Raw genomic sequence first — 26,283 nt, 5'->3', positions numbered from 1 at the left:
GCGGAGTCGGCCGATCGCGGTGGACGATGTCTGATCGGGATGCTCGGGGCTCACGTGTCTCCACCCTCCTGCACGGAGGGTGCCCACGCACCGAGGTTTGTCCCGGCATGACTACCTGGTTTTGTGGGCGAAAGCGACTGATCGGGCGGCTTCCGACACGGTCGGTGACGATCTAGCTCCCGCTGTCGGCTGCGTCACCCTGCTTCTGGCCCGCGACCCAGCCGCCGATCTGGGCCCGCGAGGAGAAGTCGAGCTTCGACAGGATGTTCTGCACGTGGCCCTCGACGGTGCGCTGGGCGATCACCAGGCCCTCGGCGATCTCCTTGTTGGTGTTGCCCTGCGCCACCAGCTCGGCGATCTGCCGTTCCCGCCTGGTCAGCGGCATCGGGTGCACGTTGTCGTCCTCGCGGGCCTGCCGGGGCTGCTTCTTGGCCTCCAGCGCGAACTCGACCGCGCCGGGCAGCGAGAGCCGGCGGCCCCGGTCGAAGGAGTCCTGGAAGGTCTCCTCGCCGAGCATCTGGCGGGTCTGCTGGGCGTGCTCGGCGTGGGTGGCGCTGAACGGCGTGTAGAACGCGGGGGAGGCGCCGACGGAGTCCCACAGCGCGGCGGCGGCGCCGAACAGCCGCGCCGCCCGCTCGGCCCGCGCCTGCCGCTGCGCGGTCCAGGCCAGGGTGTCCAGGGTGAAGGCGAGGGCCAGCCGGTTGTCCAGTTCGCGTTGCAGCCGCAGCGCCTCCTTGGCGGCGTTCTCGGCCCGCTCCGCGGCGTCCTGGCGGATCGCCACCTGGGCCAGCGCCCACAGCGCGTAGGCGCGCCAGAACAGCTCCCCGTACCCGGCGGTGATCGCGATGCACTCGTTGAGCAGCGCCAGCCCGGAGTCCGGTTCCTCGCCGAGCCCCCGCACCAGCCCGAGCGCGAACAGCGCGAACAGCTCGCCCACGACCGAGCCCTGCGCCCGGGAGCGCTCCAGCGCGTCGGTGACCAGCCCGTCGGCCTGCTCCAGGCGCCCGAGGATGAGTGAGCCCAGGCCCCGGACCAGGGCGATCGCGGCCTTCTCCGCCTCGTCACCGCGCCGGGTGGCCAGCACCCCGGCCTGCTCCAGCATCGGCATCGCCGCCTCGACGTCGCCGAGCAGCAGCGCGAGCCACGCGTCGTAGCGCAGCGCCGCGGCCCGCTCCGGGTCGTCGTTCGGGGCGATCTCCAGCGCCTGGTCCAGCCAGTGCCTGCCTTCGCCGTTGAGGCCCCGGATGCCCCAGTACTGGCCGAGCCCGGTGGCCATCCGCAGCGCCGTCGAGGCCGTCTCCGCGGAGGACAGCGAGGTGTGCAGGGCCAGCCGCACGTTGCCGTGCTCGCGGCGCAGCCGGTGGACCCACTCGACCTGCCGCTCGCCGATCCAGTCGGCGGCGAACCGGTCCACCAGGTCGGCGTAGTAGAGCCGGTGGCGCTGCTTCATCGGGTCCTGCTCGCCCAGCGCGGCGAGCTTGTCGTGGCCGTACTCGCGCAGCGCGTGCGGCAGCCGGAACCGCACCTCGCCGCCTTCCTCCTCGCGCACCAGCACCGACTTGTCCACCAGGGCGTGCAGCGCGTCGAGCACGCCCGCCTCACCCGCGCCCCGCCCGGTGACGTACGCCGCGGCGGGCAGGTCGAAGGAACCGGAGAACACCGAGACCCGCGACCAGGCGACGCGCTCCTGCTCGCCGCACAGCTCCCAGCTCCAGTCGATCAGCGCCCGCAGCGACTGCTGCCGGGCGGGCGCGCCCCGGCGGCCGTCGGTGAGCAGGTCGGTGCGCCGGGCCAGCCGCTCCTCCAGCTGCGTCAGCGACAGCGATCGCAACCGCACCGCGGCCAGTTCGATGGCCAGCGGGTTGCCGTCGAGGTGGTGGGAAAGCCGCATCAGGGCCGGGGCGTTGTCCTGGGTCACCTCGAACTCCGGCACCGCCGCCCGCGCCCGCTCGACGAACAGCCGCACCGAGGCGTACTGCTCGTAGGCCTCCGGCGGCGGCAGGTGCTCCGGGTCCGGGGTCTGCAGCGGCGGCACGACCAGCGTCGCCTCGCCCGCCACGCCGAGCGACTGGCGGCTGGTGGCCAGCACCCGCACCGCCGGGCACCAGCGGGTCACCGCGTCCACCACCCGCGCCGCGGCGTCCACCACGTGCTCGCAGTTGTCCAGCACCAGCAGCATCTCGCGGTCGCGCAGGTGCTCCAGCACGGCGTCCAGGTCGGCGGTGGTCGGTCCGCCGAGGCCGAGCTGCTCGACCACGGCGTCGACGACCAGGTCGTCCTCCTCGACGTCCTCCAGCTCGACCAGCCGCGCCTTGTCCCGGAACTGCCGCCGCATCCCGCCGGCCACCCGCAGCGCCAGCCGGGTCTTGCCGACCCCACCGGGGCCGGTGAGCGTGACCACCCGCGATTCGGCCAGCAGCCGCTTGGTGAGGGTGATCTCCCGCCTGCGGCCGACGAAGCTCGTCACGTCGGCCGGGAAGGAGCCGGAGAGTTCGCCGTCCCGGGAGCGCGCAGTGGAGACCACGCACCGAGCGTAACCCGACAACGACGCTGTGACCTGCGATCTTCGTGCCGGTCCGGCGAGCGCCACGCCGTCCGGGTGCCGGCCCCGCCACCCGACCCACTCCGCCACCGACCAGCCTCCGGGCAGGCGAAGTCGTCGGCCGGTCCCACCGCCCGCCGGCACGTCGTGGAAGTGCCGGTCGGTCCAGTGGGGCGCGCCGTCACCATCGGAGTGATCTAGGGCACCGGGGAAGCCCCGGGGCGGGCGCGGCGCCGCTTCCAGGAGTGGCGGCGAGGATGCCCCGGGAGGCCAATCGGCCAGGTGACCACCGGCGGCCATCCGAGGGCACGACCGATGGTGCCCCCCGGCGACCGCGCGCTCCGGCGGCCCGGCCATCGTGGCGGGGTCGTCGTCGAGGAGCGGGAGGGAGCCGGGCGTGCGGTTCGAGGGGTTCGGGGACGGGCTGGTCGACTTCTTCGAGGGCTTGGAGGCGGACAACTCCAAGGCCTACTGGAGCGACCACCTGGCGCACTACCGGGAGCAGGTGCGCGGGCCGATGGAGGCGCTGCTGGCCGAGCTAGAGCCGGAGTTCACCGGGCCCGGGATGGCGGGCAAGGTGTTCCGCCCGCACCGCGACGTCCGGTTCAGCGCCGACCGCTCGCCGTACAAGACGCACTGCGGCGCGGTGATCGAGCGCGGTCGGGGCGGCGGTGCGTACTACGTCGAGGTGAGCGCGGCGGGGATGCTGGTCGCCGGCGGCTGCTTCCACGCCGAGTCCGACCAGCTCGCCCGGTTCCGCGGCGCGGTGGACGCCGCACCGCACGGCGAACGGCTGCGCGCCCTGCTCGCCGAGCTCACCGGCGCGGGGTTCCGGATCAGCGGTGACGTGCTGCGCACCCGGCCGCGCGGGGTCCCCGCCGACCACCCCCGGCTGGAGTTGCTGCGGCACCGCACCCTGCACGCCGTCCGGGACTGGCCGCCGGACGAGGCGCTGCACGACCGGCGCTGCCTGGACCGGGTGCGGCGGTCGTGGACCGCGCTGCGCGGGCTCACCGAGTGGTGCGCCGAGCACATCGGTCCGTCGGCGAAGCGCTGAGCCCCCAGCCCGACGCGCGGTGGCCCCGCGCCGGAGCGACGCGGGGCCCCGCGGAACGGAGCCTCAGCGGCCGAGGAAGTCCAGCAGGCCGCCTTGGCCACCGGCTTGCGAGCTGGTGCCCGAAACCTTCGCGTCGTCCTCGCCTGCCGTGGCCTCGTGCTGCTGGTAGGACGCCTTGCCGGAACCGTCGTCCGGCGCCTTCACCTGCGTCTGGCTGGTGCTGACGCCCTCCTGCCCGACCGAGGTCTCGTGCTCGGTGCACTCGGCCGCACCGGCCATCCCGGACAGGCCTAGGACCAGCGGAGCGGACAGGGCGCCGGCCGCGGTACCACGGGTGAGCTCGCGCGTCGGGAGAACTCCTCTCCTCGTCGCGTTCGCCGCGGCGGACCGCGGCTGCGGGCTCCACTGAACCCCTGATCATCGGCTACCCGGCGCCTCACCGGCCACCGGCACCGGGAATGCCACTTCTCACCGCCCGTCCCACCAATCCCCGAGGCGGCGGGCTCCGAACGCGAGCAGCAGGCCGAGGGCGATGCCGAGCGCGTTCACCGCGACGTCCAGCGGGTCGGCGCTGCGCCCCAGCGGGAGCACGCCCTGGAGCACTTCGGAACCGGCCGCGTAGCCCAGCAGCGCGGCGGCCAGCGCCGGAGCGCCGAACCCGGCGCGGCGCCCGGTGGCCGACAGCGCGGTGAACAGCGCCAAGTGGACCAACTTGTCGGTGCCCGGCGGGGCGGTGGGCACGCCGGAGGCGGGAGTGAACAGGATCACCACGCTGATCAGGATCACGCCCAGGAACGGCAGCCGACGGGCCGGTGAGCGGGGATGGTGCGGCACGAGGTCCTCTCACCTGGGATTCCGCCCGGCGCGATCGATGGCGCGGGGACGGCTCGATCGGGCCCGCTCGCGCGACTCGGTGCTGCGGTGATCGGTCAAGAGACTACGCTGGCGTGATGTGAGTCGACGAGCCAAGATCGTTTGTACCATGGGCCCCGCCACCGCCACTCCGGAGAAGGTGGCCGAGCTCGTCAGCAGCGGCATGGACGTCGCCCGGCTGAACTTCAGCCACGGCAGCCACGCTGATCACCAGCACGTCTACGACCTCGTCCGCAACGCGGCCGCGGAGTCGGGCCGCGCCGTCGGCGTCCTCGCCGACCTGCAAGGACCGAAGATCCGCCTCGGCACGTTCGCGGCGGGCCCCGTCGAATGGCGCACCGGCGACACGGTGCGCATCACCGTCGACGACGTCCAGGGCACGCACGATCGCGTGTCCACCACCTACGCCGGCCTGGCCGACGACGCCACGCCGGGTGACCGGCTGCTCGTCGATGACGGCAAGGTCGGCATGGTGGTCACCGCGGTCGAGGGCAGCGACGTGGTCTGCGAGGTGACCGAGGGCGGTCCGGTCTCGGACAACAAGGGGATCTCGCTGCCGGGGATGGACGTCTCCGTGCCCGCGCTGTCCGACAAGGACATCGAGGACCTGGAGTTCGCCCTGGAGCTCGGCGCCGATTTCATCGCGCTGTCCTTCGTCCGCAGCCCGGCCGACATCGACGTGGTGCACCAGGTGATGGACCGCGTCGGGCGCCGTGCCCCGGTGATCGCCAAGCTGGAGAAGCCCGAGGCGGTGGACAACCTGGAGGCCATCGTGCTGGCCTTCGACGGCGTCATGGTCGCCCGCGGCGACCTGGGCGTCGAGCTTCCCCTCGAACACGTCCCGCTGGTGCAGAAGAAGGCGATCCGGATCGCCCGCGAGAACGCCAAGCCGGTCATCGTCGCGACCCAGATGCTGGACTCGATGATGAGCAACTCGCGGCCGACCCGCGCCGAGACCTCCGACGTGGCCAACGCGGTGCTCGACGGGACCGACGCGGTGATGCTGTCCGGCGAGACCAGCGTGGGTCGCTACCCGATCGAGACGGTCGAGACGATGGCCCGCATCGTCGAGGCCGTCGAGTCCGGTTCGGCGACCCCGCCGCCGCTGAGCCACGTGCCGCGCACCAAGCGCGGGGTGATCTCCTACGCGGCCCGCGACATCGGCGAACGGCTCAACGCCAAGGCGCTGGTGGCCTTCACGCAGTCCGGCGACACCGTGCGGCGGCTCGCCCGGCTGCACACCCGGCTGCCGCTGCTGGCCTTCACCCCCGAGGAGTCCGTGCGGAGTCAGCTCGCTCTCACTTGGGGGACGGAGACGTTCCTGGTGCCTAAGGTGGACACCACCGACCAGATGGTCCGCCAGGTCGACCAGGCGATGCTCTCGCTGGGCCGTTCCCAGCGCGGGGACACGGTGGTCGTCGTGGCCGGTTCCCCGCCGGGAACCGTCGGCTCCACCAACCTGATCCGCGTGCACCGGTTGGGCGAGGAGGACCACGTCTGATCCGATCCGACGACCGCCGCGGACACCAGGGCGTCCCGCCCTCGGGGTCCGCGGCGGTGTTCTCGAACGAGGAGCACCCGTGACCGAAGCGGCCCGAGCTGCGGCGGCCGACCCCGGCGGCCTCGACCTCCCCGGCGACGTGCCGCGGGACGCCAACGGCATCGCGCACGGCCAGCCCGTGCTCGACCGGCTGGTGTCGCTGCTCGACCTGGAGCGCGTCGAGGAGAACATCTTCCGCGGCGTCAGCCCGGCCGAGTCGCCGGTGCGGGTGTTCGGCGGCCAGGTCGCCGGTCAGGCGCTGGTCGCGGCCGGGCGGACGGTGCCCGCCGAACGCCACGTGCACTCGCTGCACGCCTACTTCATCCGCCCCGGCGATCCCAGCGTGCCGATCGTCTACGAGGTGGACCGCACCCGCGACGGCCGGTCGTTCACCACCCGGCGGGTGGTCGCGGTGCAGCGCGGCAAGCCGATCTTCTCGCTGTCGGCGTCGTTCCAGGTCCGCGAGGACGGGCTGGACCACGCCGAGCCGATGCCCGACGTGCCCGCCCCCGAGGAGCTGCCGACCTGGGGCGAGCAGGTCGGGGACCTGATGGCGCGGTTCGGCCGGACCGAGCCGCGGCCGATCGACGTCCGCTACGTGACCGACCCGCCGTGGGTGGCCCGGGACAAGGGCAAGCAGGAGGCCCGCAGCCAGGTGTGGATGCGCGCGGACGGCGCGCTGCCCGCCGACGACCTGCTGCACGTGTGCATCGCCGCGTTCGCCTCGGACATGACCCTGCTGGACTCGATCCTGGTCGCGCACGGCGTCTACTGGGGACTGGACAACGTCAACGGCGCCAGCCTCGACCACGCGATGTGGTTCCACCGGCCGTTCCGCGCCGACGAGTGGCTGCTCTACGACTGCGCGTCGCCCAGCGCCTCCGGCGGCCGCGGGCTGGCCACCGGGCGGTTCTTCTCCCGCGACGGGCAACTGGTCGCCACGGTCGTCCAAGAAGGACTGCTGCGCGTGCTGGACTGATCCCGCGGATCAGCCGCCGCGCCGCCTGCGGGCCGGGCGCAGGTGCCGCGGCGGGGTCAGCGCGCGGGTGTGCACCTGCTCCAGCACCACCGAGCTGGTGAAGTGGCGCACCTCGGTGCGCGAGGCCAGCGTGTCCACCAGGAACCCCTGCAGGTGCGCGGTGTCGGCGACGGCGACGTGCAGCAGGAAGTCGGCCTGCCCGCTGACGTGCAGCAGCGAGCGGGTCTCGGGCTGGGCGAGCACGAACTCCCGGAACTGGTCGACGATCCGCCGGGTGTGCGGGCGGACGTTGATCGACACCACCGCCTCCAGCGGCAGCCCGGTCGCCGCCGGGTCCACGTCGATGTGCGATCCGGTGATCACGCCGCGTTCCCGCAGCCGCCGGACCCGTTGCAGGCAGCTCGACGCCGCCAGGCCGACGCGTTCGGCCAGCTCCCGGTTGGCCAGCGTCGCGTCGTTCTGCAACTCCTCCAGGATGCGCCAGTCGACCGCATCGAGTTCGACGGATTCCTTCACATCCGAACATGCTACGGCGATCGTGGCGACCTCGCGAACGAACCACGGAGGATGGGCGCGAATCCGCTCGAACTGATCTGGAGGACTGCGGTGCACATCGCCTGGGGGCCGTTCCTGCTGGCGCTGGTGGTGATCGTCCTGGTGCCCGGCCCGGACTTCGTGCTGGTCACCCGCAACGCCGCGAACGGGGCGCGGTACGGGTGGCTGGCCGCCGCCGGGGTCACCTGCGGGCTGCTGCTGCACGCCGCCGCCGCCACCCTGGGGCTGTCCGCGCTGGTGCTGGCGTTCCCGGCCGCGCTGCTGGTGGTGAAGGCGATCGGCGTGGCCTACCTGGGCTGGATGGGAACCCAGACGCTGCGCCAGGCCCACCGCGCCCCCGCCCCCGCCGAAGCCGACATCGCCCCGCCCGCCTCCGGCGGTGCGGTGTTCCTGCGCGGCCTGCTCACCGACGTGCTCAACCCCAAGGTGATGCTGATGTTCCTGACCCTGCTGCCGCAGGCGATGCGGCCCGGCGCGGACCCGATGGCCCAAGCCGCGCTGCTCAGCGCCGTCGCCGTCGCGGCCTTCGGCTGCTGGTGGCTGGTCGTGGTCCCCTCGGTGCGCAGGCTCACGGCGCTGCTGGCCGCACCCCGCCGCCGCACCGCCTTCGAGCGGTGCTGCGGTGGGGCCCTCCTAGCAATGGCAGCCTCCATCGCTTTTGCTTGAGGGTTTTTGTCGGCTCGCTTTGCGTGGCGGTGCGGGTGGCGGAACCTCAGCGGTGCCAGCTGCGAGGGTGGGGTAGTGCGAAAGCGGCTCGCGCCGCTTGCCTGACGGGGTTCTGTTCGGCGCGTGCGTGGGTTGGAAGCGGCTTTCGCCGCTTGCCCGACGGTGGTCGGGTTTCGCGCGTGCGTGGGTGGACCCGGCCTTGGCGCTTGGTTGGTTGGTTGTGGTCGTGGCTGGTCGTTGACCGCGGGTGATCGTGGGATTACGCTCCGGGTCCTCTCGGCGATCGGAGTGGCGGATGCGACGCGCGGTGCTGGTGGGGCTGGTCGGTGCGGTGCTGCTGCCGCTGGTGGGGGCGGTGCCGTCGGCGGCGGCGCGCACCGGGCCGGAGGCGTTGCGGGCCGACCTCGACGAGATCCTGGCCGATCCGCGGCTGGACGGGGCGCACGCCGGGGTCGTGGTGCGCGACCCGGCGACCGACGAGGTGCTCTACCGCAGGCAGGCCGACGCCCGCGCCACCCCGGCGTCCGGCGCCAAGCTGCTCACCGCCGCGGCGGCGTTGGAGGAACTCGGCCCGGAGCACCGGTTCCGCACCGACGTGGTGACCGACGCCCCGCGTCGCGGACCGGTGCTGCTCGGTGATCTCCACCTGCGCGGCACCGGCGACCCGACGCTGCGCGAGCAGGACCTGCACGCGCTGGCCGAGCAGGTCGCGGCGAGCGGTGTCCGGGTGGTGCGCGGGCAGCTCAAGGCCGACGCGAGCTGGTTCGACGACGTCCCGCTGGGCACCGGTTGGATGTGGGACGACGAGCCCTACTACTACGCGGCCCCGGTGTCGGCGCTGACCCTGGCGCCCACCGCCGACTTCGACGCGGGCACGGCCCTGGTGCGCACCGCGCCGGGCGAGCCGGGCGGACCCGCGGTGGTGGAGGTGGTGCCGCGCACCGATGCCGTGCGGATCGACAACCGGGCCACCACGGCCGCCCCGGGTACCGCGCCCGACGTGCGGGTGCGCCGGGAGCACGGCGGCGACACCGTGGTCGTCAGCGGCTCGGTCCCGGCCGGCGGTGCCCCGGTGGAGGACTACACCAGCGTGCGCGATCCCGCCGCCTACGCCGTCGACGTGTTCGCCCGGGTGCTGCGCGAGCACGGCGTGCGGGTGGGCGGCACCGGCGCCGGGGTCGCGCCCGCCGGGGCGCGGACGCTCGCCGAGCGCGAGTCGATGCCGCTGCGGGACCTGCTGCTGCCGTTCCTCAAGCTCTCCAACAACGGGCACGCCGAAGTGCTGGTCAAGGCGATGGGCCGGAAGGCGCGCGGCGCGGGCACGTGGGACGCCGGGCTCGCGGTGGTCGAGGAGCGGCTGGCCGGGCTGGGGATCGGCCGCGGGACGTTCCGCCTCGTCGACGGCTCCGGACTGTCGACCATGGACGCGGTGAGCCCCGCCCAGCTCGCGCTGCTGCTGGACAACGCGCGGCAGCGGCCCTGGTTCGCGGTGTTCGCCGCCGCGCTGCCGGTCGCCGGGATCGAGGACCGGGCGGTGGGCGGCACGCTGCGCGGTCGGATGGACGGCACCGCGGCGGAGGGCGTCGTGCGTGCCAAGACCGGCTCGCTCACCGGCGTGACGTCGCTGTCCGGCTACGTCACGGCCGCCGACGGGACACCGCTGATCTTCTCCGTGCTGTTCAACGACTTCCTGTCGGACTCGCCGAAGGACCTGGAGGATGCCGTGGCGATCCGCCTCGCCGAGTACCGGGGCGCGGCCGACCGGCCGCGGGAGGCCGCACCGCTGCCGAACGCCGGTGCCGACGATCCGGTGACCCGGGTGGACGAAGGCGCCGTGGAGTGCTCCTGGACCAAGAGCTGCTGAGCCGGGATTCCTGGGGCCGCTGAGGTGCGCGGGACCCCGGGGACGGGGTCGGGGAGAACCCGGTGCCGGGTCGGGAGGTTTCCCGGGCGCGGGTTCGACGGGCGCAGGTAGCGTGATGAGCGCCCAGCAGCCCGCGTCGAGGAGAGCACGTGTCGTTCATCAGCGAATTCCTGGCCTTCGTCGCCGGATTACCCAGGCCGCTGCTCGTGCTCGTCACGGGCGCGCTGGTGCTCGGCGAGTGCACGATCGGCCTCGGGTTCCTGGTGCCGGGGAGAGCGGGTTGTTGATCGCCTCCGCCGCGGTGACCGACCTGGGCTTCTTCTTCACCCTCTCCGGCGTGGTGGCGGCGTGCGCGGCGCTCGGGGACAACATCGGGTACTGGCTGGGCAGGCGGTACCGGCTGAAGATGCGCGAGACGCGGGTGGTGCGCAAGCTCGGCCAGCAGCACTGGGACCGGGCCGGCCGGTTGCTGTGCCGCTACGGGATCGGCGCGGTGCTGGTGGCGCGGTTCCTCCCGGTGGTGCGCACGCTCACCCCGGCGGCGGCCGGGGCCAGCGGCCTGGGCTACGGCCGGTTCCTCGCCGCCTCCCTGATCGGCGCGGTGAGCTGGTCGGCGCTGCACGTCAGCATCGGCTGGGCGGCCGGGGCGTCGGCGAAGTACATCGAGGCGTGGCTCGGCCGGGCGAGCTGGCTGCTGATCGCCGTGCTGGTCGCGGTGGTCGTCGGCACCTGGCTCTACCGGCGCAGGCGCCAGGCTCGCGTGCACCGCGCCACCGCCGCGCAGGACGACGAGGTCGAAGAAGCGGCCTGACCCGCCCAACGGAGCGGACCCCAGCACCACCCCTCCGCGCCACCGACCGACTCCACGAAGCCCCCGGAGCCGCGCCCACCCGGGTGGTCCTGAACGAGGTGAGAGGCACCCTGCACCCAGTTGCGTGGTACAGGGTGCCCCCTCACTCGGCCCACTTCCGGGTGGTCCTGTGCGGGGGCGTCACGGGGAGGCGTGCTCGCCTTCGCCGGCGGGTTCGTCGGGGGACCGGCCGCGCCGGGAGAACCGGTAGCCGATGATCACGGCGGCGGCCAGCAGCGGCGCGATGTAGAGCGCCACCCGGGTTTCGGCGTCGAACCCCAGCAGCACCAGGACCATCGCCAGGAACGCCAGCACGAGGTAGTTCGAGTGCGGCGCGAACGGCATCCGGAACCGGCCGGCGGGCAGCAGCCCGGCCCGCACCTTGCGGTGGTAGCCGAGGTGGGCGAGCAGGATCATGCCCCACGTGAAGATCGCGCCGATGGTGCTCGCGCTGGTGATGTAGACGAACGCCTGCTCGGGCACCAGGTAGTTCAGCACCACGCCGACGAGCATCGCGCAGAAGGTCACCGCGATGGCCCGGGACGGCACCGCGCGGGGGCTGAGCCGCCCGAGCGCCCGCGGCGCCTGGCCGTCCTGGGACAGCGTGCGCAGCATCCGGCCGGTGGAGTAGATGCCGCTGTTGCAGGACGACAGGGCCGCCGTGGTGACCACGAAGTTGACCACGCCCGCCGCGGCCGGGATGCCGATCAGCGCGAAGGCGTGCACGAACGGGCTGCCGTCGGCCGGGAACCGGAACCAGGGCACCAGCGCGGTCAGCGCGGCCAGGGCACCCACGTAGAAGATCAGGATGCGCCACATCACCGCGTTGATCGCGCGCGGCAGCACCTGCCGCGGGTTGGCGCTCTCGCTGGCCGTCTGCCCGACCATTTCCACGCCGACGAAGGCGAACATGACGATCTGGAAGGCCACCAGCGCCGCGACCGGACCGTTCGGGAAGAACCCGCCGTGCGACCAGATGTTGCTCAGCGAGGCGGTGTCGCCGAGGTCGCTGAAGCCGAACACCAGGATCGCCGCGGCCAGCACGATCAGCCCGATGATGGCCAGCACCTTGATCAGGGCGAACCAGAACTCGAACTCGCCGAACAGCTTCACCGCGATCAGGTTGACGCCGCTGAGCACCACCAGCGCGCCCAGCGCCGGGATCCACTGCGGCAGGCCGGGGAACCAGAACTCGAAGTACTCGCCGACCGCGGTGATCTCGGCCATGCCGGTGACGATCCACACCATCCAGTAGCCCCAGCCGGTCGCGAACCGGGCCCACGGGCCGACGAACTCGCCCGCGTACTCCGCGAAGGACCCGCTGACCGGCCGGTACATCAGCAGCTCGCCCAGCGCCCGCATCACCAGGAAGATCATGCCGCCCGCGATGGCGTAGATCAGGATCAGCCCGGGGCCGACCTGGTGCAGCGCCTTGCCGGAGCCGAGGAACAGGCCCACGCCGATCGCGCCGCCGAGCGCGATCATGTTGATGTGCCGGTTGCTCAGGTCCCGGCGGTACTCCTCGCTGGCGGGTGTGCTCATCGGCGGACTCCTCACCCGGCGGTGTGCTGCTGGCAGCGCCCGATACTGCGCCACCGCCGTGCCGTCCGCAAGCCGGAAATACTTGTCACCGAGGGAGTTTCGGCCCCATAACGATCCACTTCGGATCTTCCGGACGCAGCAGGGGCCCGCGTTCGGCGAACGCGGGCCCCTGCGGGTCAGCCGGTCACAGCTCCGGGTAGAGGGGGTTGGCCTTGGCCAGGGTTTCGACCCGGCTGCGCAGGGCGGTGGCGGTGGCCTCGTCGAAGCCGGGCTTGAGGGCTTCGGCGATGATGTCGGCGACCTCGGTGAACTCGGTGTCGCCGAAGCCGCGGGTGGCCAGTGCCGGGGTGCCGATGCGCAGCCCGGAGGTGGTCATCGGCGGTCGCGGGTCGTTGGGCACCGCGTTGCGGTTGACCGTGATGCCGATCTCGTGCAGCCGGTCCTCGGCCTGCTTGCCGTCCAGCTCGGAGTGGCGCAGGTCCACCAGCACCAGGTGCACGTCGGTGCCGCCGGAGACCAGGGAGATCCCGGCGGAGCGGGCGTCGTCGGCCTGGAGCCGCTCGGCGAGCAGCTTGGCCCCGGCCACGGTGCGGCGCTGCCGGTCGGCGAACTCCGCCGAGGCCGCGACCTTGAACGACACCGCCTTGCCCGCGATCACGTGCTCCAGCGGCCCGCCCTGCTGCCCGGGGAACACCGCGGAGTTGAACTTCTTGGCCAGCGCGGTGTCGGCGGACAGGATCACCCCGCCGCGCGGACCGCCGAGGGTCTTGTGCGTGGTCGTGGTGACCACGTGGGCGTGCGGCACCGGGTTCGGGTGCAGCCCGGCGGCCACCAGCCCGGCGAAGTGCGCCATGTCGACCATCAGATAGGCGCCGACCTCGTCGGCGATCTCGCGGAACCGGGCGAAGTCGAGCTGCCGCGGGTAGGCCGACCAGCCCGCGACGATGAGCTGCGGCCGGTTCTCCCGGGCCAGGCGGGCGACCTCGTCCATGTCGACCCGGTGGTCGTCGTCGCGCACCGTGTAGGGCACCACGTTGTACAGCTTGCCGGAGAAATTGATCTTCATCCCGTGGGTCAGGTGACCACCGTGCGCCAGATCCAGACCCATGATGGTGTCACCCGGCTTGAGCAGCGCGAACATCGCCGCGGCGTTGGCCTGCGCCCCCGAGTGCGGCTGGACGTTGGCGTACTCCGCACCGAACAACGCCTTGACCCGGTCGATGGCCAGCCGCTCGACCACGTCGACGTGCTCGCAGCCACCGTAGTACCGCTTGCCCGGATAGCCCTCGGCGTACTTGTTGGTCAGGACCGAACCCTGCGCCTCCAGCACCGACCGCGGCGCGAAATTCTCCGAAGCGATCATCTCCAACGTCGCCTGCTGGCGGTTCAACTCGGCACCGACCGCCGCCGCCACCTCGGGGTCGACCGCGGCGAGCTGGTCGTTGAACAGGTCAGGTGTCGACATGGTGTTGCCTCCTGTAGTGATCTCTCAGGCGTTGCGGCGGTAGAAGGGGAGCTCGACGACCTCCACGGGCGCGGTCCTGCCCCGGATGTCCACCTGCAGCGCGGTGCCCGGCGCGCTGTGCGCCCGGTCCACGTAGGCCATCGCCACCGGGTGCCCCAGCGTCGGCGACGGCGCACCGCTGGTGACCTCGCCGACCTCGGTGCCCGCGTCGTCGAGGACCCGGTAGCCGTGCCGGGGAGCGCGGCGCTGGTCGGTGGTCAGCCCGACCAGGGTGCGGGCGGTGGGCTGCTCGGCGACCGCGGCCAGCGCCGCCTTGCCGACGAAGTCGCCCGGCTTGTCGAGCTTGACCACCCGGCCCAGGTTGGCGTGGAACGGGGTCAGCTCGGTGGAGAGCTCGTGGCCGTGCAGCGGCATCCCGGCCTCCAGCCGCAGCGTGTCCCGGCAGGACAGCCCGGCGGGCCGCAGCTCGTGCTCGGCGCCCGCCTCGGTCAGCGCCTGCCAGATGGCCGCCGCGTCGCCCGGCGCGGTGAACAGCTCGAAGCCGTCCTCGCCGGTGTAACCGGTGCGGGCCAGCAGCACCGGGTGACCGGCCACCGCGCTCCGGTAGCCGGCGAAGTACTTGACCTCGGTGAGGTCGGTGTCGGTCAGCGGGGCCAGGATCGCGGCGGCGCGGGGTCCCTGCACCGCCAGCAGCGCGTACTCCTCGGAGACGTCGGCGAACTCGGCGTCGAACCCGCCGACGCGCTCGGCGAGCTCGGCGGCGACCACCGCGGCGTTCGCGGCGTTGGCCACCACCAGGTACTCCTGCTCGGTGAGCCGGTAGACGATGAGGTCGTCGAGCACGCCGCCCCGCTCGTCGCAGAGCATCGTGTAGCGGGCGCGGCCCGGCTTGATCCCCGACGCCTTCGCCACCAGCGCGTGGTCCAGGGCCTCGGCGGCCTGCGGGCCGCTGATCCGGAGCTCGCCCATGTGGGTGAGATCGAACAGCCCGGCGGCGGTGCGCACGGCGTGGTGCTCGGCGGTGTCACCGGAGTACCGCAGCGGCATCCGCCAGCCCGCGAACTCGGTGAAGGTGGCGCCGAGCGACTCGTGCACCTCGTGCAGCAGGGTCCGTCGTGGCGACGACATGGCTATGGCTCCTCCTGGTGGGCGCGGGTCGGCGGACGAGGGGCCGGTCAGCCGCGCGAAGCACAACCTTATCCGGGGCACCCCGACGTCGACCTGCGCGGGTTCGCGCTGGTCGGGGTCTCCCCGGAGTCATTGGCCTGAGAGTTTCACCGCGGTCCGGCGCCAGGACACCGGGCGGCTTGCACCGTGGGCGAGGAGCGGGGCTCCTGCTTTTCTCCGTGTTCGCCTGCTGTCGCGCGGTGCCGGTGCCTGAGAGTTTCTTGGGGAGATTGCTCCTTCGGCGCCCCGTGACGCTGGGGTCTCTCCCGCACGACGTCGTCGGCGCGGTCTTGAGTTGTGGGCCGGTCGGATTCGGACGCTACGGAGGTGCGCGAAGCCAGTCAACACAACGCGAGGGTGATCTCAGTGGAAGGTGTTGTGGTCCGATCGCGATGCGGTGCGGGTGACTCAGCCGGGCTGGGTGGTGAGGTCGTGGTGGAGGCGGGTCAGGCTGTCGACCAGGGCGGTGAGTGCGAGCTCGAAGCTGTCCGCGTCGATCTCGGCCGCGTGCTCGCGCAGCAGGTGGGCCCGGTCCAGGTGGGGGAAGCGCTCGTCGTAGAGCTCCGCCTCGTCCGGGAAACCGGCCGAGAATGAGCCCATCGCCGAGCCGACCACCAGGTACTTGGTGGAGGCGCCGATCATCGTCGCGTACCGCTGCGGCCAGCCCGCCGAGGTGAGCCCGCCGTGCACGGCGTCGGCGCGGCGCAGCGCGGTCTCCCGCCGGGCCGGACCGGAGGCCAGGAACGGGACCAGGTGGGGGTGCGCGATGAGCGCGGCCCGGAACGAGCGCGCCCAGGTGCGCAGCCCGGTCGCCCAGTCCTGCTCGAAGCCGCTGACGTCCACGGCGCGCATCACGCCGTCGGCGATCTCGTGCAGCAGTTCGTCCTTGCCGGGCACGTGGTTGTAGAGCGACGCGGCCTTGACGCCGAGCCGGTCGGCGAGCCGCCGCATGGACAGCGCTTCCAGCCCGAGCTCGTCGATGATCTCCAGACCGGCCAGCCGGATGCGGTCCGGCGTCAGCAGGGGATTGCTGGGGCGGGGCACGGTCCCTCCTCCTCGGAACACCCTTGCGGGCCTCGTCGCGGCGGTTCTAGACTCCCATAAAACTAACGCCGTTAGTCACAGGGCGCGGAAAGGAAAGCCCCATGGTCGACTTCTCGCTGTCGGAGACCGAGCGCGACATCCGCGACTGGGTTCGCAACTTCGTCCAGCGCGAGCTGGTGCCGCTGGAGCCGGAGGTGCTGCGCCGGGAGCGCGCCGGCGAGCGCGGCCTCACCAAGGACGAGCAGCGGGAGCTCCAGGACAAGGCCAAGCAGGCGGGCTTCTGGGGCGTGCAGACCCCGGAGGAGTACGGCGGGATGGACCTCTCCGCCGTGATGTCGGCGCTCATCGAGGCCGAGCTGGGCCGCACCTTCGTGCCGTTCCGGTTCGGCGGGTACGCCGACAACATCCTCTACCACGCCAACGAGGAGCAGAAGCGGGAGTACCTGCTGCCCACCATCGAGGGCACCCGCAAGTCCTGCTTCGCGATCACCGAGCCGGGCGCCGGGTCCGACGCCAAGAACCTGCGCACCACCGCGCGCAAGGAAGGCTCGGAGTGGATCGTCAACGGCGAGAAGACGTTCATCACCGGCGGCATCGACGCCGACTTCGTGATGGTGTTCGCGGTCACCGACCGGGAGAAGGGGGCCGACGGCGGCGTCACCTGCTTCCTCGTCGACCGCGACATGGGCTGGAAGTCCGAGCCGATCGACATCATGGGCCCGTGGGAGCGCCGCCCCGCCGCGCTGGTGTTCGACGAGGTCCGGGTGCCGGAGCGCAACGTGCTCGGCGAGGTCGGGAAGGGCTTCCGGCTGGCCATGCAGTGGATCGGCCGCGGCCGGTACCTGCTGCCCGCGCACGCCCTCGGCGCCTGCGAGCGGCTGCTGGAGATGGGCATGGACTACGCCAAGACCCGCGAGACCTTCGGTGAGCCGATCGCCGAGCGGCAGGCGATCCAGTGGATGGTGGCCGACTCCGCGGTGGAGATCGAGGCGCTGCGCTGGCTGGTGCTGCACGCCGCGTGGCAGGTCGACCAGGGCGGCGACTCCCGGCACGCCCAGTCCATCGCCAAGCTCTACGGCGGCACCCGCGCCGGGGAGATCGTGGATCGGGTGCTCCAGATGCACGGCGGCATGGGCTACACCAAGGAGCTGCCCATCGAGCGCTGGTACCGCGACCTGCGGCTGCTGCGGATCTTCGAGGGCACCGACGAGATCCAGCGCCGCACCATCGCCCGCAACCTCCTCAAGGGCCACGCCTCGGTCTCCGGTGCCCTCGGCTGACCCGTCCCGTTCCTGGTGAGGGGCACCTTCGTCCGACGTAGCCGGATGAAGGTGCCCCTCGCTCATTCACCTTCCGGGTGAAATGGGAGGTGCTGGTGGGACGGTGGCCGGTGGGTGGTTCGCCGAGATCGTCGGGAGCCGGCCGGGAGTGGGTACCCTGGAGGTGGAGTTGATCGCGGCTCGACCGCGCCCGGCCGGAGCTGAGGAGACGCTATGTCGTTGTTCAAGAAGGTCAGCCAGTTCGCCAGCAGCCCGCAGGGCCGCAAGGCGATGGAGCAGGCGAAGAAGTACGCCTCCGACCCCAAGAACAAGGAGAAGATCGACCAGGTCAAGAACAAGCTGTTCGGCAAGGGCAAGAGCCACTGACCGAGGCTTCCGCGACCCCCGGTTCGCCCGGGGGTCGTTTTCACGCGCCGGGCGCGTAGCGCACGACGGGCACCGGGCCGCTCCCGGCGGGGACGTCCCGCAGCAGCCCGACCACGGCGTCCACGGTGTCGGCCGCCAGGTCGGCGAGCGCCACGTGCGCGGTGGCCCCGGCCGCCCGCGCCGCGCGCAGCGCCGGGACCAGGTCGCGCACCAGCGCCTCGGCGGCGGGCCGGTTCTTCACCCACAGCTGCTCGAAGCCGGTGACCAGCACCGCCTCGCACCCCGATCCCGCCAGGGCCCCCTCCACCGACGCCGCTCCGGGGGCCAGGGCACCCAGCAGCGCACCCAGGTCCGGACCGCCGCGCGCGTCCAGCACGGCGCTGCGCTCCCGCGCGGTGAAGGCCCCGTGCAGCGACGGCGGGAGGTCCAGGTGCACGGCCACCGGCTCGCCGTCCACCGGCGCGAGCCGCCCCGGGGGCAGGTCGTGCACCACGACCGGCTCCGGCGGACGGCGGTGGAAGGTGATCTGCGGGTCGTAGGGCTCGTCGGGTTCGTCGAACACCTCCACGACGAACTCCCGGTCCGGGAACTCGGCGGCCAGCAACGCCCGCCAGCAGTCGGCGAGGGTGTTCGCGAGCGTGGACAGGTCCGCGTCGTGCGGCTCCAGGTCGTCGTTGCCGAAGAGGTCCTGGAGCGACAGCAGGTTCGAGTGCCGTTCCACGAGGTCGATCCGATCGTCGAACCTCCTGAAGAACGTGTCGATCGCCTGCCGCCGGTCGCCGCTGTCGTCGGCGCTGGACCCGGAGAAGAACACGCCCCCTCGGTGCTCGATGAACTCCGGGCGGAACAGCCACTGGGCGGCGAGCACGAATTCGATCCCGCCGCCCCAGCCGAGGAAGCTGAGTGGCGTGAACCCGGGACCGTTCGTCTTGCGCCACGGGTCCAGGAAGCTGGGGAAGCGACGGGGCTCGGCACCGTCCTGCTCATTCATCGGTAGTCCGTTTCATGTTCTTCCGCGTTCCGCACCTCGGATTGTCCGACGTGGACCTCACCGGTCTTGGGGTTCGTGTGCAACGAGAACTCGTGCACGTGCCCGGTCATGCCCCCGTGCGTGCCGACGATGTCGACGCGCTTGATGATAAAGCCGCGTTCGTCGTAGACGGAGTAGCTCGTGATCGACCCCGTCCCAGGTGGATTCCGCAGGAAGAGGACCTGGTTCGGATCGGCTTCCTTCGGCAGCTTCCGGCCTCCGCGTCCTCGGCCCGGCTCGGTCCACTCCGAACCGTTCGCGATGAGTTCTCGGGCGTGCGGGAGGGGGCCGTCCCGCCGGTACTCCGGTGGCGGCGGGGGTGGTGGCACCGGCGGTGGTGGCGGTGGTTCGGGGCCGAAGAGGGACTCGACGAAGTCCACGATGCTCTGGAACGCGCGCTTGGCGACGTCGAGCACCGTCCTGGCCACCGAGCGCAGGAGCTGCCCGAGGCGGCGCAGCAGCGGCCGGAGCGCGTTGGCCAGCATCCGCAGCAGCGTGCTGATCAGGGGCGCCACGACCGCTCCGGCGGCCTGGTGCCGGACCCGCTCCCGCTGGGCGTGCCCGGCCGCGAGCACCTCGACGGCGGTGCCCTTGGTCACGCCCGTGGCGGTGGCCAGCGCGTCCACGGCCGTGGCGACCTGGTGCGCCGCCGCCGCGCCGAGCGCGACCCGCGGTTCCAGCTCCGCCCACCGGGCGGTGAAGGCGTCCACCGCGCGGCCCCGGTTGTGGGCGGCGACCGCGCGCGCCGGGGGAGCGGCGCGGTCGCGCAGCTCCGCCAGGCGGTCGCCGGTCCGGCGCCAGCCGTCGGCCAAGCCCCGGAGCCGGTCCTCGTCGGCTTCGGGCCACGGTTCGCCCACCTCCGCGAGCAGGGCGGCGAGTTCGCCGGGCAGCGCGACGCTCATCGCGGCGACCGCAGCTCGTCGCTCAGGCGGCGGAGCCGGTCGGCGTGCTCGCGGTCGGTCTCCTCGGTGTCGTCGGCGGTGGCGCGCAGGGCCGCGCCCAGCTCGTCGACCCCGCGGCCGAGCGCCGCCAGCGCGCGGGCGGCGAGGTCGGCGAGCTCCTGGTGCGCCGCGCCGAAGTCCGCGCCCGCGTCGTCGACGCCCCACACCGAGGCGTCCCCCGCCGTGTCGGCGCGAGCGCGGCCCACGGCGGCGCCGAGGTCGGCCCCGGCGGCGCGGAGATCGCCGCCCGACTCCCGCATCCGGTCCGGGTCGACCGAGAACGTTCCCACGGTGGTGCACCTCCGATTCCCGGCGGACGGTAGTGGGCCGATCGGCGGTGTGGGATGGTTTCGCGGAAACGTTCTGATCTTGGGCTGGTGGGCGACGTGGGCGACGTGGACGACGAGGTGCGGGGCAGCGGTGCGGCGGCCGAGGGCGCGGTGCGGGCCGCGCTCGACGCGAACGGGCGGCTGACCGGGCTGGAACTGGAGCCGGAGCTGCTGGAGCGGGGCGCGCCCGCCGTGGCGGAGGCGGTGCGCGAGGCGGTCACCGCCGCGCAGGACGACCTCGCCGAGCGGCTGCGCACCGACAGCGGGGCGATGGGCGCCTTCGAGGACCAGCTCGACCAGCTCACCGCCGGTTTCGAGAAGGCCATCGAGAAGGTCACCCGCGATCTCGCCGACGCCCAGAAGCGCTTGGAGGGCTGAGTCCGCATCGGATCGCCGACGCGATCGCTGATTCCGGAATCGTCGGGGAATTGACGTCGTGCGGTGAATCCGCTTTCCGATCGCCGCGGCGCCCGGTGCCGTCGCGGATTCCGCCCGGAATCGCGGGCGGCCGTCGTCGCCGGTCCCGCGCACCGGCCGTTCCCGACGCGTTCCGGGGAATCGGGCTCCGGCTACGCGCGTCGATCCGTGCTGCTCGCGCCGCCTCCGGAGTGCTCGTCCGGGCGCGCGAAAAATGATTCATGAAATCGTCGATCGGCCTTTCGTGGTACCGCTTCGGGTGTATTGACCCGCCAAATTCGCCTCGGTAGCTTCGTGAATCGCCGCGACAACCGGCAATCAATCCTCTGGGAAAGGACGGATTCGCGATGGCCGAGAACGGGATCGACGTGCGGGACGGCGCTTACGAGGCGCCGGCGATTCTTCCGGTGGGCGACTTCACCGAGGTGACCCGGATCAAGACCAGCGGGAACTACATCGACAGCCCGTACGGGGTGTTCTGCATCGGCAACTGCGGGTAGACGCACCGGTGATCGCGACCGCGCGGTCACCGCTGGTCCCCGAACGATGAAGCACCACGGCCTGGTCGGTTCCGGCGTTCGAACGGCGTGCGCGGGTCGGACACCGGTCAGGCCGTCGGTGCCGGAGCGAGCAGGAGCGTCGTGGAATTCACCGTGTTCCCGGACAGTCCCTCGGCGGAACCGCTGGTCCGGCGGCTGGAGTGGGACGGTGCGCAGGTGCTGCACCACGCCTCGGGTCGGCCCTGGGTGGTCGGCCGGTGGCACGCCGGAGCCGTCGTGGACGTGGTGGCCGGGGCGAAGCGGCTGGTGCTCCTCGGCCGCAGCGACGTCGGTGCCGACGAGCTGCGGGCGCGCCTGGCCCGGTTACCCGGCGTCGAGGACCTGGACCGGGTGCTCTCCGGCGTGCCGGGCTGCTTCCACGCCCTCCTCGCCATCGACGGCGACGTGCGGGTCCAGGGCAACATCGCCGCGAACCGGCGGATCTTCCACACCACCGCCGACGGCGTCCCGGTGGCGGCCGACCGGCCGGAGCGGATCGCGGTGCTGGCCGGGTCCCGGCTGGACGAGCGCGTGCTCGCGCTGCACCTGCTCGCCCCGTACGGCCCGCCGTGGCCGCTGAGCGACCTCAGCCCGTGGCGCGGCGTGCGGGCCGTGGCCGGCGGCCACTACCTGCGGATGCGCCCGGACGGCGAGGTGCGGGACACCCGGTGGTGGCGCCCGCCGGAGCCCGAGGTCGCGCTCCCTGCGGGACGCGAGGTGCTGCGCGCCGCGCTGGAGGACGCGGTGCGGACCTGCGGCGGGCGGGACGGGACCGCCCTCACCAGCTTCGACCTGTCCGGCGGGATGGATTCGACCAGCCTGTGCTTCCTGGCCGGTCGGGCCGGGCTGCGGTTCTCGACCGTGCACCACGAATCCGCCGACCCCGCCAACGCCGACCACGCGTGGGCCGAGTGGTGCCGACCGCGGCTGGCGGCCGACGGCCACCGCCTGCTGCGCGCCGGTTCCTGGTCGGGATTCTACGGCGAGGTGAGCGAACCCGATCCGCACGGCCCCAGCCTCGAAGCCCCGTACGTCCACATGAGCAGGCACCTGGTCGAGCGGCTCGCCGAGTCCGCGGCCGAGGCAGGGGCGCACGCGCACGTCGGGGGCACGGCTCGGACGAGCTGTTCCGGACCGAGCTGACCTTCTTCAACGCGTTCGTCCGCAGGCACCCGGTCCGCTCCCTGCCGTACCTGCGGCGGACCCGCGCGAACCGCCGGATGACCGTGGCGGGGACGCTCCGCGCGCTGCGCCCGCCGATCCCGTTCGCCGAGTGGCTGCGCCGCTGCGGTGAGACCGTGACGGACCCGGTCGGCGCCGCCGGGGTGGGCTGGGACCACCCCGCCAGGATGCCGGTGTGGGCGACGCCGGAGGCCGTCGCGATCGTGCGGCGGTTCTTCGCCGACGCCGCCGCGAGCGATCCGGAACCGTTCAGCCCGATGCCGTTGCAGCACGAGATGCTGCGGCAGGTCCAGTCCAACGGGATGACCGTGCGGCAGTGCTCGCGGATCGCCGAGCCCTTCGGCGTCTCGTTCGAGGCGCCCTACCTCGACGACCAGGTGGTCGAAGCGGCGATGTCGATCCGGCTGCGGGACCGCGTCCGGGATGGCCGGAACAAGCCGGTGCTGGCCGCCGCCCTGGCGGGCGCGGTACCGGACGAGCTGCTGAACCGGGCGTACAAGGGCGTCGGGAACCAGGACCTGTACCAGAGCTTCGACCGGCACCGGGCGGCGCTGCGCGCGCTGTGGGACGACTCCCGCCTGGCCCGGCTCGGCTTCATCGACCCGGAGCGGCTGCGCTCGACCGTGTTCGGGCTGCACGCCACGCTGCTGCCGATCCTGCCCCTGCAACCCACGCTGGCGTGCGAGCTGTGGCTCCGCTCCGACGAGGTCGCCGACCGGCTGAGCACCGGCGCGGGACCGGCCCCGGCACCGGCCGCGGGGGGCGAGCGATGATCGAGTTCGCGCCGCAGGTGATCCTCACCGAGACCGAGCACGGCGTGGTCCTGCTCGACGGGGACACCGGCGGGTACTGGATCACCAACGGCAACGGCGCCGTCGTCGTGCGGTCCCTCGCCCGGGACGGCACGGCCGCGGACGCGGCGACCGCGCTGCGCGCCGCGAACCCGTCGCTGGACGGGGACATCGCCGCGCGGGACGTCGCGGCGCTGCTCGACGAGCTGCGGCGGAGCGGGCTGGTGCTGCCATGAGCGTGCGGGTGACGGGGTGGGAACCGGCGGGTCCGGTGCGCTGGTGGTGGCGTCCGGTGGCCTTGGTCGCGGTGCTCGGCGCCCGGGTCCTCGGCCGGTTGAAACCCGCCAGGCTGCGCCGGGTGCTCGAAGCCGCTCGGCGGGGCGCGCGCCCGGCCACCGGCGCGGAGGCGCGGCGCGCCCTGGACGCGGTGCTGGCGGTGAGCGTGCGCTGCGGCGGCGAGTGGTGCCTGGAGCGGGCGATCGCGACCGCGCTGACCTGCCGGTTGACCGGGACCTGGCCGGAGTGGTGCACCGGCGTGCGGATGCAGCCGTTCGAGGCCCACGCCTGGGTGGCCGTCGACGGCGAGCCGATCGGGGAGAACCCGCACACGATGCCGCACTTCCGGGTCGTGTGGAGCGTCCCGCCCGCCGACCGCTGCGCGTGACGATCCCCCGATCTTCGGACTGCCGCCGAACCGTGATCGACAGTAGGGTCCCGGTGGCACCGAAGGTGAGGAGGGCGTGGTGGCGAAGGCCTACGTCGTCGGCACGTTCGACACCAAGGGCGCCGAGCTGCGCTACGTCGCCGGCTTGCTGGCGGCGCGGCACGAGGTCGTCACCGTCGACGTGAGCACCAGCGGTGCCACCGATTGCGGAGCCGACGTCCCGGCCGCCGAGGTCGCCGCGCACCACCCGGACGGCCCCGGGGCCGTGTTCACCGGGCAGCGCGGGTCGGCGGTCGCCGCGATGAGCACCGCGCTGCGCCGCTTCCTGCCCGCCCGGGCGCCCGACGGCGTCCTCGGGCTCGGCGGCTCCGGCGGCACCGCCCTGATCACCCCGGCGCTGCGCGACCTGCCGATCGGCGTGCCGAAGGTGGTGGTGTCCACCGTGGCCTCCGGCGACGTGTCGGCCTACGTGGACGCCAGCGACATCGCGATGTTCCCGTCGGTCACCGACGTGGCCGGGCTGAACCGGATCTCCCGCACCGTGCTCGGCAACGCCGCGCATGCGCTGCTCGGGGCGCTGGCGCACCCGGTGCCCGCGGGCGAGGACCGGCCCGCCGTCGCGCTGTCGATGTTCGGCGTCACCACCCCGTGCGTGTCGGCCGTGGCCGAGCGGCTGCGCGCCGAGCACGACCCGCTGGTCTTCCACGCGACCGGGGTCGGCGGGCGGGCGCTGGACAACGTGGTCGGCACCGGGATGGTGCGGGCCGTGCTGGACCTCACCACGACCGAGGTCGCCGACCTCGTCGCCGGGGGCGTGATGAGCGCGGGGGAGCAGCGGTTCGACGCCGCCGCCCGCACCGGAGTCCCGTTCGTGGCCTCCTGCGGTGCCCTCGACATGGTCAACTTCGGCCCGCTCGACACCGTGCCCGCGCACTACCGCGACCGCCTGCTGCACGAGCACAACGCGCAGGTCACGCTGATGCGCACCACGCCGGAGGAGTGCCGCGCGATCGCGGAGTTCCTCGCCCGCAAGCTCAACGCCCACCCCGGACCGGTGCGCCTGCTGCTGCCGGAGGGCGGGGTCTCGGCGCTCGACGCGCCGGGCGAGGCGTTCCACGACCCGGCCGCCGACGCGGTCCTGTTCGACGAGCTGGAACGGCAGGTGCGCACCGGGCCGGGCCGGATCGTGCGCCGGGTGCCGCACCACCTCAACGACCCCGGGTTCGCCGAGGCCGTGATCACGGCGTTCCACGAGGTCACGACCCCTGCGGAGGCGATGTGACGGCACGACCCGACCGCGCGGAGATCCTCCGGCGGCTGCACGAGAAGGTCGCGCGCGGCGAGCCGGTCATCGGCGGCGGCGCGGGCACCGGGCTCTCCGCCAAGTGCGAGGCGGCCGGGGGCATCGACCTCGTCGTGCTCTACAACTCGGGCCGCTACCGGATGGCCGGGCGCGGCTCGCTGGCCGGGCTGCTGGCCTACGGCAACGCCAACGAGATCGTGCTGGAGATGGCCCGCGAGGTGCTGCCGGTCGTGCCGCGCACGCCGGTGCTGGCCGGCGTCAACGGCACCGACCCGTTCCTGCTGCGCGACCGCTTCCTGCGCGAACTGCGCGACCTGGGCTTCGCCGGGGTGCAGAACTTCCCCACCGTGGGGCTCATCGACGGGGTGTTCCGGGCCAACCTGGAGGAGACCGGGATGAGCTACGACCTGGAGGTCGAGCTGATCGCCGCCGCTCGCGAGGCCGACCTGCTCACCACCCCGTACGTCTTCTCGGCCGACGACGCCCGCGCGATGGCCGAGGCGGGTGCCGACGTGGTGGTCTGCCACCTGGGCCTGACCACCGGCGGCAGCATCGGCGCCGGGACCGCGCCCTCGCTGGACGACTGCGTGCGCTCGATCGACGAGTGGGCGCGGGCGGCGGCCGCGGTCCGCGACGACGTGCTGGTGCTCTGCCACGGCGGGCCGATCGCCGAACCGGCCGACGCCGCGCACGTGCTCGCCCGCACCGAGCGCTGCCACGGCTTCTTCGGCGCGAGCAGCATGGAGCGGTTGCCGGTCGAGCAGTCGATCACCGAGCGCACCCGGGCGTTCACCAACATCACCCGTTGAGGAGGAATCCGTGGCCAGGTCGTACGCGAGCGCGGTCGTCGACGCGCCGGTCGAGCAGGTGTGGGAACTGGTGCGCGACTTCGACGGGCTGCCCCGCTGGCACCCGGCGATCGAGCGCAGCGAGATCGAAGGCGGTGGGCCCGCCGACCGGATCGGCGCGGTGCGACGGCTCGCGCTCAGCGGCGGGGGTGAGGTGCGGGAGCGGCTGGTCGCTCTCGACGACACCGCCCGCAGCACCAGCTACGAGTTCGTGACCAGCCCGTTCCCGGTGCGCCGCTACCGCGCCACGCTCCGCGTCGCCGAGGACACGGCGGGCGGGCGCAGCTTCGTGGAGTGGTGCGCCGACTACGACGCGGACGCCGCCGACGAGGCCGAGCTCGACCGCACCTTCGCCACCGGCGTCTTCGCGGCCGGGCTCGCGGGACTCCAGAGCCACGTCACCGAGTAGGGCGACGCGCCGTAACCAGTTCGACGCGGCCGTCCACCAC

Annotated in this window: 29 protein-coding genes and 2 riboswitches; of the genes, 18 read left to right on the top strand and 11 right to left on the bottom strand. The window is 73.0% G+C overall.

Annotation, left to right across the window (positions count from 1 at the left end):
- Positions 1 to 172 precede the first annotated feature (172 nt).
- Entirely contained in the window at positions 173 to 2,524 is a 2,352-nt protein-coding gene (locus ACQP0T_RS20680; RefSeq protein ID WP_433869566.1) for an ATP-binding protein, read from the bottom strand.
- A gap of 415 nt (positions 2,525 to 2,939) precedes the next feature.
- Here ACQP0T_RS20680 and ACQP0T_RS20675 point away from each other — a divergent pair, with 415 nt between their 5' ends.
- Positions 2,940 to 3,599 carry a DUF2461 domain-containing protein gene (locus ACQP0T_RS20675; RefSeq protein ID WP_433869565.1) on the top strand — a complete coding sequence of 220 codons (660 nt, stop codon included), beginning with the start codon at positions 2,940 to 2,942 and terminating at the stop codon, positions 3,597 to 3,599.
- A gap of 63 nt (positions 3,600 to 3,662) precedes the next feature.
- Here the strand turns inward: ACQP0T_RS20675 and ACQP0T_RS20670 are convergent, their stop codons facing one another.
- The gene (locus ACQP0T_RS20670; protein WP_433869564.1) at positions 3,663 to 3,878 is read right to left on the bottom strand and encodes a hypothetical protein; all 216 of its coding nucleotides are present in this window, start codon (positions 3,876 to 3,878) and stop codon (positions 3,663 to 3,665) included.
- 189 nt (positions 3,879 to 4,067) lie between these two features.
- Positions 4,068 to 4,433, bottom strand: a complete 366-nt coding sequence (locus ACQP0T_RS20665) for a VanZ family protein (protein ID WP_433869563.1) — start codon at positions 4,431 to 4,433, stop codon at positions 4,068 to 4,070.
- Positions 4,434 to 4,551: 118 nt separating this feature from the next.
- On the opposite strand from ACQP0T_RS20665, the gene pyk reads away from it, so the two are divergent.
- The gene (pyk, locus tag ACQP0T_RS20660; protein WP_433869562.1) at positions 4,552 to 5,973 is read left to right on the top strand and encodes a pyruvate kinase; all 1,422 of its coding nucleotides are present in this window, start codon (positions 4,552 to 4,554) and stop codon (positions 5,971 to 5,973) included.
- Positions 5,974 to 6,052: 79 nt separating this feature from the next.
- Positions 6,053 to 6,991 carry an acyl-CoA thioesterase II gene (gene tesB / locus ACQP0T_RS20655; protein WP_433869561.1) on the top strand — a complete coding sequence of 313 codons (939 nt, stop codon included), beginning with the start codon at positions 6,053 to 6,055 and terminating at the stop codon, positions 6,989 to 6,991.
- Between the two features lie 9 nt (positions 6,992 to 7,000).
- Here tesB and ACQP0T_RS20650 read toward each other — a convergent pair whose 3' ends face one another.
- On the bottom strand, positions 7,001 to 7,507 hold the full coding sequence (locus tag ACQP0T_RS20650) for an Lrp/AsnC family transcriptional regulator (RefSeq protein WP_345368237.1): 507 nt from the start codon (positions 7,505 to 7,507) through the stop codon (positions 7,001 to 7,003).
- Between the two features lie 51 nt (positions 7,508 to 7,558).
- On the opposite strand from ACQP0T_RS20650, the gene ACQP0T_RS20645 reads away from it, so the two are divergent.
- The 4 genes from ACQP0T_RS20645 to ACQP0T_RS20630 all read left to right on the top strand — a co-directional run bounded on the left by ACQP0T_RS20645 (position 7,559) and on the right by ACQP0T_RS20630 (position 10,887).
- Positions 7,559 to 8,212, top strand: a complete 654-nt coding sequence (locus ACQP0T_RS20645; protein ID WP_433869560.1) for a LysE family translocator — start codon at positions 7,559 to 7,561, stop codon at positions 8,210 to 8,212.
- A 295-nt stretch (positions 8,213 to 8,507) separates the two neighbouring features.
- Positions 8,508 to 10,076 carry a D-alanyl-D-alanine carboxypeptidase/D-alanyl-D-alanine endopeptidase gene (dacB, locus tag ACQP0T_RS20640; RefSeq protein WP_433869559.1) on the top strand — a complete coding sequence of 523 codons (1,569 nt, stop codon included), beginning with the start codon at positions 8,508 to 8,510 and terminating at the stop codon, positions 10,074 to 10,076.
- Between the two features lie 149 nt (positions 10,077 to 10,225).
- Positions 10,226 to 10,363, top strand: a complete 138-nt coding sequence (locus ACQP0T_RS20635) for a hypothetical protein (protein WP_433869558.1) — start codon at positions 10,226 to 10,228, stop codon at positions 10,361 to 10,363.
- A complete protein-coding gene (locus ACQP0T_RS20630; protein WP_433869557.1) occupies positions 10,357 to 10,887 on the top strand; it encodes a DedA family protein in 531 nt (176 codons plus the stop codon). Before ACQP0T_RS20635 ends, ACQP0T_RS20630 begins: the two co-directional genes overlap by 7 nt.
- A 180-nt stretch (positions 10,888 to 11,067) precedes the next feature.
- Here ACQP0T_RS20630 and ACQP0T_RS20625 read toward each other — a convergent pair whose 3' ends face one another.
- The 4 genes from ACQP0T_RS20625 to ACQP0T_RS20610 form a co-directional block, all read right to left on the bottom strand.
- Positions 11,068 to 12,468 (bottom strand): amino acid permease, encoded by a 1,401-nt coding sequence (locus ACQP0T_RS20625; protein WP_433869556.1) that lies wholly within the window; start codon positions 12,466 to 12,468, stop codon positions 11,068 to 11,070.
- 184 nt (positions 12,469 to 12,652) lie between these two features.
- Positions 12,653 to 13,933 carry a serine hydroxymethyltransferase gene (gene glyA / locus ACQP0T_RS20620; RefSeq protein ID WP_433869555.1) on the bottom strand — a complete coding sequence of 427 codons (1,281 nt, stop codon included), beginning with the start codon at positions 13,931 to 13,933 and terminating at the stop codon, positions 12,653 to 12,655.
- 24 nt (positions 13,934 to 13,957) lie between these two features.
- Positions 13,958 to 15,061 (bottom strand): glycine cleavage system aminomethyltransferase GcvT, encoded by a 1,104-nt coding sequence (gene gcvT / locus ACQP0T_RS20615; RefSeq protein WP_433869554.1) that lies wholly within the window; start codon positions 15,059 to 15,061, stop codon positions 13,958 to 13,960.
- A 116-nt stretch (positions 15,062 to 15,177) separates the two neighbouring features.
- Positions 15,178 to 15,288, bottom strand: a riboswitch (glycine riboswitch).
- A riboswitch (glycine riboswitch) is annotated at positions 15,289 to 15,379 on the bottom strand.
- Positions 15,380 to 15,508: 129 nt separating this feature from the next.
- Positions 15,509 to 16,144, bottom strand: a complete 636-nt coding sequence (locus ACQP0T_RS20610) for a TetR/AcrR family transcriptional regulator (RefSeq protein WP_433869553.1) — start codon at positions 16,142 to 16,144, stop codon at positions 15,509 to 15,511.
- A 101-nt stretch (positions 16,145 to 16,245) separates the two neighbouring features.
- Here ACQP0T_RS20610 and ACQP0T_RS20605 point away from each other — a divergent pair, with 101 nt between their 5' ends.
- Positions 16,246 to 17,424 carry an acyl-CoA dehydrogenase family protein gene (locus ACQP0T_RS20605; protein ID WP_433869552.1) on the top strand — a complete coding sequence of 393 codons (1,179 nt, stop codon included), beginning with the start codon at positions 16,246 to 16,248 and terminating at the stop codon, positions 17,422 to 17,424.
- A 213-nt stretch (positions 17,425 to 17,637) separates the two neighbouring features.
- Entirely contained in the window at positions 17,638 to 17,790 is a 153-nt protein-coding gene (locus ACQP0T_RS20600) for a hypothetical protein (RefSeq protein WP_433869551.1), read from the top strand.
- A gap of 40 nt (positions 17,791 to 17,830) precedes the next feature.
- On the opposite strand, the gene ACQP0T_RS20595 is transcribed toward ACQP0T_RS20600, so the two are convergent.
- From ACQP0T_RS20595 to ACQP0T_RS20585, 3 genes are read right to left on the bottom strand one after another with little or no spacing between them, the layout of a single operon-like run.
- A complete protein-coding gene (locus ACQP0T_RS20595; RefSeq protein WP_433869550.1) occupies positions 17,831 to 18,781 on the bottom strand; it encodes a hypothetical protein in 951 nt (316 codons plus the stop codon).
- Positions 18,778 to 19,722 carry a polymorphic toxin type 24 domain-containing protein gene (locus ACQP0T_RS20590; RefSeq protein WP_433869549.1) on the bottom strand — a complete coding sequence of 315 codons (945 nt, stop codon included), beginning with the start codon at positions 19,720 to 19,722 and terminating at the stop codon, positions 18,778 to 18,780. Before ACQP0T_RS20590 ends, ACQP0T_RS20595 begins: the two co-directional genes overlap by 4 nt.
- Positions 19,719 to 20,051, bottom strand: a complete 333-nt coding sequence (locus ACQP0T_RS20585) for a hypothetical protein (RefSeq protein ID WP_433869548.1) — start codon at positions 20,049 to 20,051, stop codon at positions 19,719 to 19,721. Before ACQP0T_RS20585 ends, ACQP0T_RS20590 begins: the two co-directional genes overlap by 4 nt.
- 87 nt (positions 20,052 to 20,138) lie before the next feature.
- Between ACQP0T_RS20585 and ACQP0T_RS20580 the strand changes: the two genes are divergently transcribed.
- The 9 genes from ACQP0T_RS20580 (at position 20,139) to ACQP0T_RS20540 (ending at position 26,243) form a co-directional block, all read left to right on the top strand.
- Positions 20,139 to 20,468, top strand: a complete 330-nt coding sequence (locus ACQP0T_RS20580; RefSeq protein ID WP_433869547.1) for a YbaB/EbfC family nucleoid-associated protein — start codon at positions 20,139 to 20,141, stop codon at positions 20,466 to 20,468.
- A 386-nt stretch (positions 20,469 to 20,854) separates the two neighbouring features.
- Entirely contained in the window at positions 20,855 to 21,007 is a 153-nt protein-coding gene (locus tag ACQP0T_RS20575) for a lasso RiPP family leader peptide-containing protein (protein WP_345367067.1), read from the top strand.
- A gap of 141 nt (positions 21,008 to 21,148) precedes the next feature.
- Positions 21,149 to 22,189 (top strand): asparagine synthase-related protein, encoded by a 1,041-nt coding sequence (locus ACQP0T_RS20570; protein ID WP_433869546.1) that lies wholly within the window; start codon positions 21,149 to 21,151, stop codon positions 22,187 to 22,189.
- A complete protein-coding gene (locus ACQP0T_RS20565) occupies positions 22,171 to 23,001 on the top strand; it encodes an asparagine synthase-related protein (protein ID WP_433873796.1) in 831 nt (276 codons plus the stop codon). Before ACQP0T_RS20570 ends, ACQP0T_RS20565 begins: the two co-directional genes overlap by 19 nt.
- A complete protein-coding gene (locus tag ACQP0T_RS20560) occupies positions 22,998 to 23,255 on the top strand; it encodes a lasso peptide biosynthesis PqqD family chaperone (RefSeq protein ID WP_433869545.1) in 258 nt (85 codons plus the stop codon). Before ACQP0T_RS20565 ends, ACQP0T_RS20560 begins: the two co-directional genes overlap by 4 nt.
- A complete protein-coding gene (locus ACQP0T_RS20555) occupies positions 23,252 to 23,683 on the top strand; it encodes a lasso peptide biosynthesis B2 protein (protein WP_433869544.1) in 432 nt (143 codons plus the stop codon). The genes ACQP0T_RS20560 and ACQP0T_RS20555 overlap by 4 nt, the downstream gene beginning before the upstream one ends.
- A gap of 79 nt (positions 23,684 to 23,762) precedes the next feature.
- Positions 23,763 to 24,965 (top strand): Tm-1-like ATP-binding domain-containing protein, encoded by a 1,203-nt coding sequence (locus tag ACQP0T_RS20550; protein WP_433869543.1) that lies wholly within the window; start codon positions 23,763 to 23,765, stop codon positions 24,963 to 24,965.
- Entirely contained in the window at positions 24,962 to 25,795 is an 834-nt protein-coding gene (locus tag ACQP0T_RS20545; RefSeq protein WP_433869542.1) for a phosphoenolpyruvate hydrolase family protein, read from the top strand. Before ACQP0T_RS20550 ends, ACQP0T_RS20545 begins: the two co-directional genes overlap by 4 nt.
- A gap of 10 nt (positions 25,796 to 25,805) precedes the next feature.
- Complete coding sequence (locus tag ACQP0T_RS20540; RefSeq protein WP_433869541.1) at positions 25,806 to 26,243, top strand: SRPBCC family protein; 438 nt, start codon at positions 25,806 to 25,808, stop codon at positions 26,241 to 26,243.
- Positions 26,244 to 26,283 lie beyond the last annotated feature (40 nt).

It is taken from the genome of Saccharopolyspora sp. CA-218241 (assembly GCF_050954615.1).
In the GTDB taxonomy this organism is placed as follows: Bacteria; Actinomycetota; Actinomycetes; order Mycobacteriales; family Pseudonocardiaceae; genus Saccharopolyspora; species Saccharopolyspora cebuensis.
The sequence above is the reverse complement of the archived record's forward strand: the minus strand, read 5'-3'. Positions and strand labels throughout refer to the sequence as shown.

What these genes read in the sequence shown, in the direction of transcription:
- ACQP0T_RS20670 (WP_433869564.1), bottom strand. Translation starts at nt 3,878, where the DNA reads ATGGCCGGTGCGGCCGAGTGCACCGAGCACGAGACCTCGGTCGGGCAG.
- ACQP0T_RS20645 (WP_433869560.1), top strand. Translation starts at nt 7,559, where the DNA reads ATGGGCGCGAATCCGCTCGAACTGATCTGGAGGACTGCGGTGCACATC.
- dacB (WP_433869559.1), top strand. Translation starts at nt 8,508, where the DNA reads ATGCGACGCGCGGTGCTGGTGGGGCTGGTCGGTGCGGTGCTGCTGCCG.
- ACQP0T_RS20625 (WP_433869556.1), bottom strand. Translation starts at nt 12,468, where the DNA reads ATGAGCACACCCGCCAGCGAGGAGTACCGCCGGGACCTGAGCAACCGG.
- glyA (WP_433869555.1), bottom strand. Translation starts at nt 13,933, where the DNA reads ATGTCGACACCTGACCTGTTCAACGACCAGCTCGCCGCGGTCGACCCC.
- gcvT (WP_433869554.1), bottom strand. Translation starts at nt 15,061, where the DNA reads ATGTCGTCGCCACGACGGACCCTGCTGCACGAGGTGCACGAGTCGCTC.
- ACQP0T_RS20605 (WP_433869552.1), top strand. Translation starts at nt 16,246, where the DNA reads ATGGTCGACTTCTCGCTGTCGGAGACCGAGCGCGACATCCGCGACTGG.
- ACQP0T_RS20600 (WP_433869551.1), top strand. Translation starts at nt 17,638, where the DNA reads ATGTCGTTGTTCAAGAAGGTCAGCCAGTTCGCCAGCAGCCCGCAGGGC.
- ACQP0T_RS20595 (WP_433869550.1), bottom strand. Translation starts at nt 18,781, where the DNA reads ATGAATGAGCAGGACGGTGCCGAGCCCCGTCGCTTCCCCAGCTTCCTG.
- ACQP0T_RS20590 (WP_433869549.1), bottom strand. Translation starts at nt 19,722, where the DNA reads ATGAGCGTCGCGCTGCCCGGCGAACTCGCCGCCCTGCTCGCGGAGGTG.
- ACQP0T_RS20575 (WP_345367067.1), top strand. Translation starts at nt 20,855, where the DNA reads ATGGCCGAGAACGGGATCGACGTGCGGGACGGCGCTTACGAGGCGCCG.
- ACQP0T_RS20560 (WP_433869545.1), top strand. Translation starts at nt 22,998, where the DNA reads ATGATCGAGTTCGCGCCGCAGGTGATCCTCACCGAGACCGAGCACGGC.
- ACQP0T_RS20555 (WP_433869544.1), top strand. Translation starts at nt 23,252, where the DNA reads ATGAGCGTGCGGGTGACGGGGTGGGAACCGGCGGGTCCGGTGCGCTGG.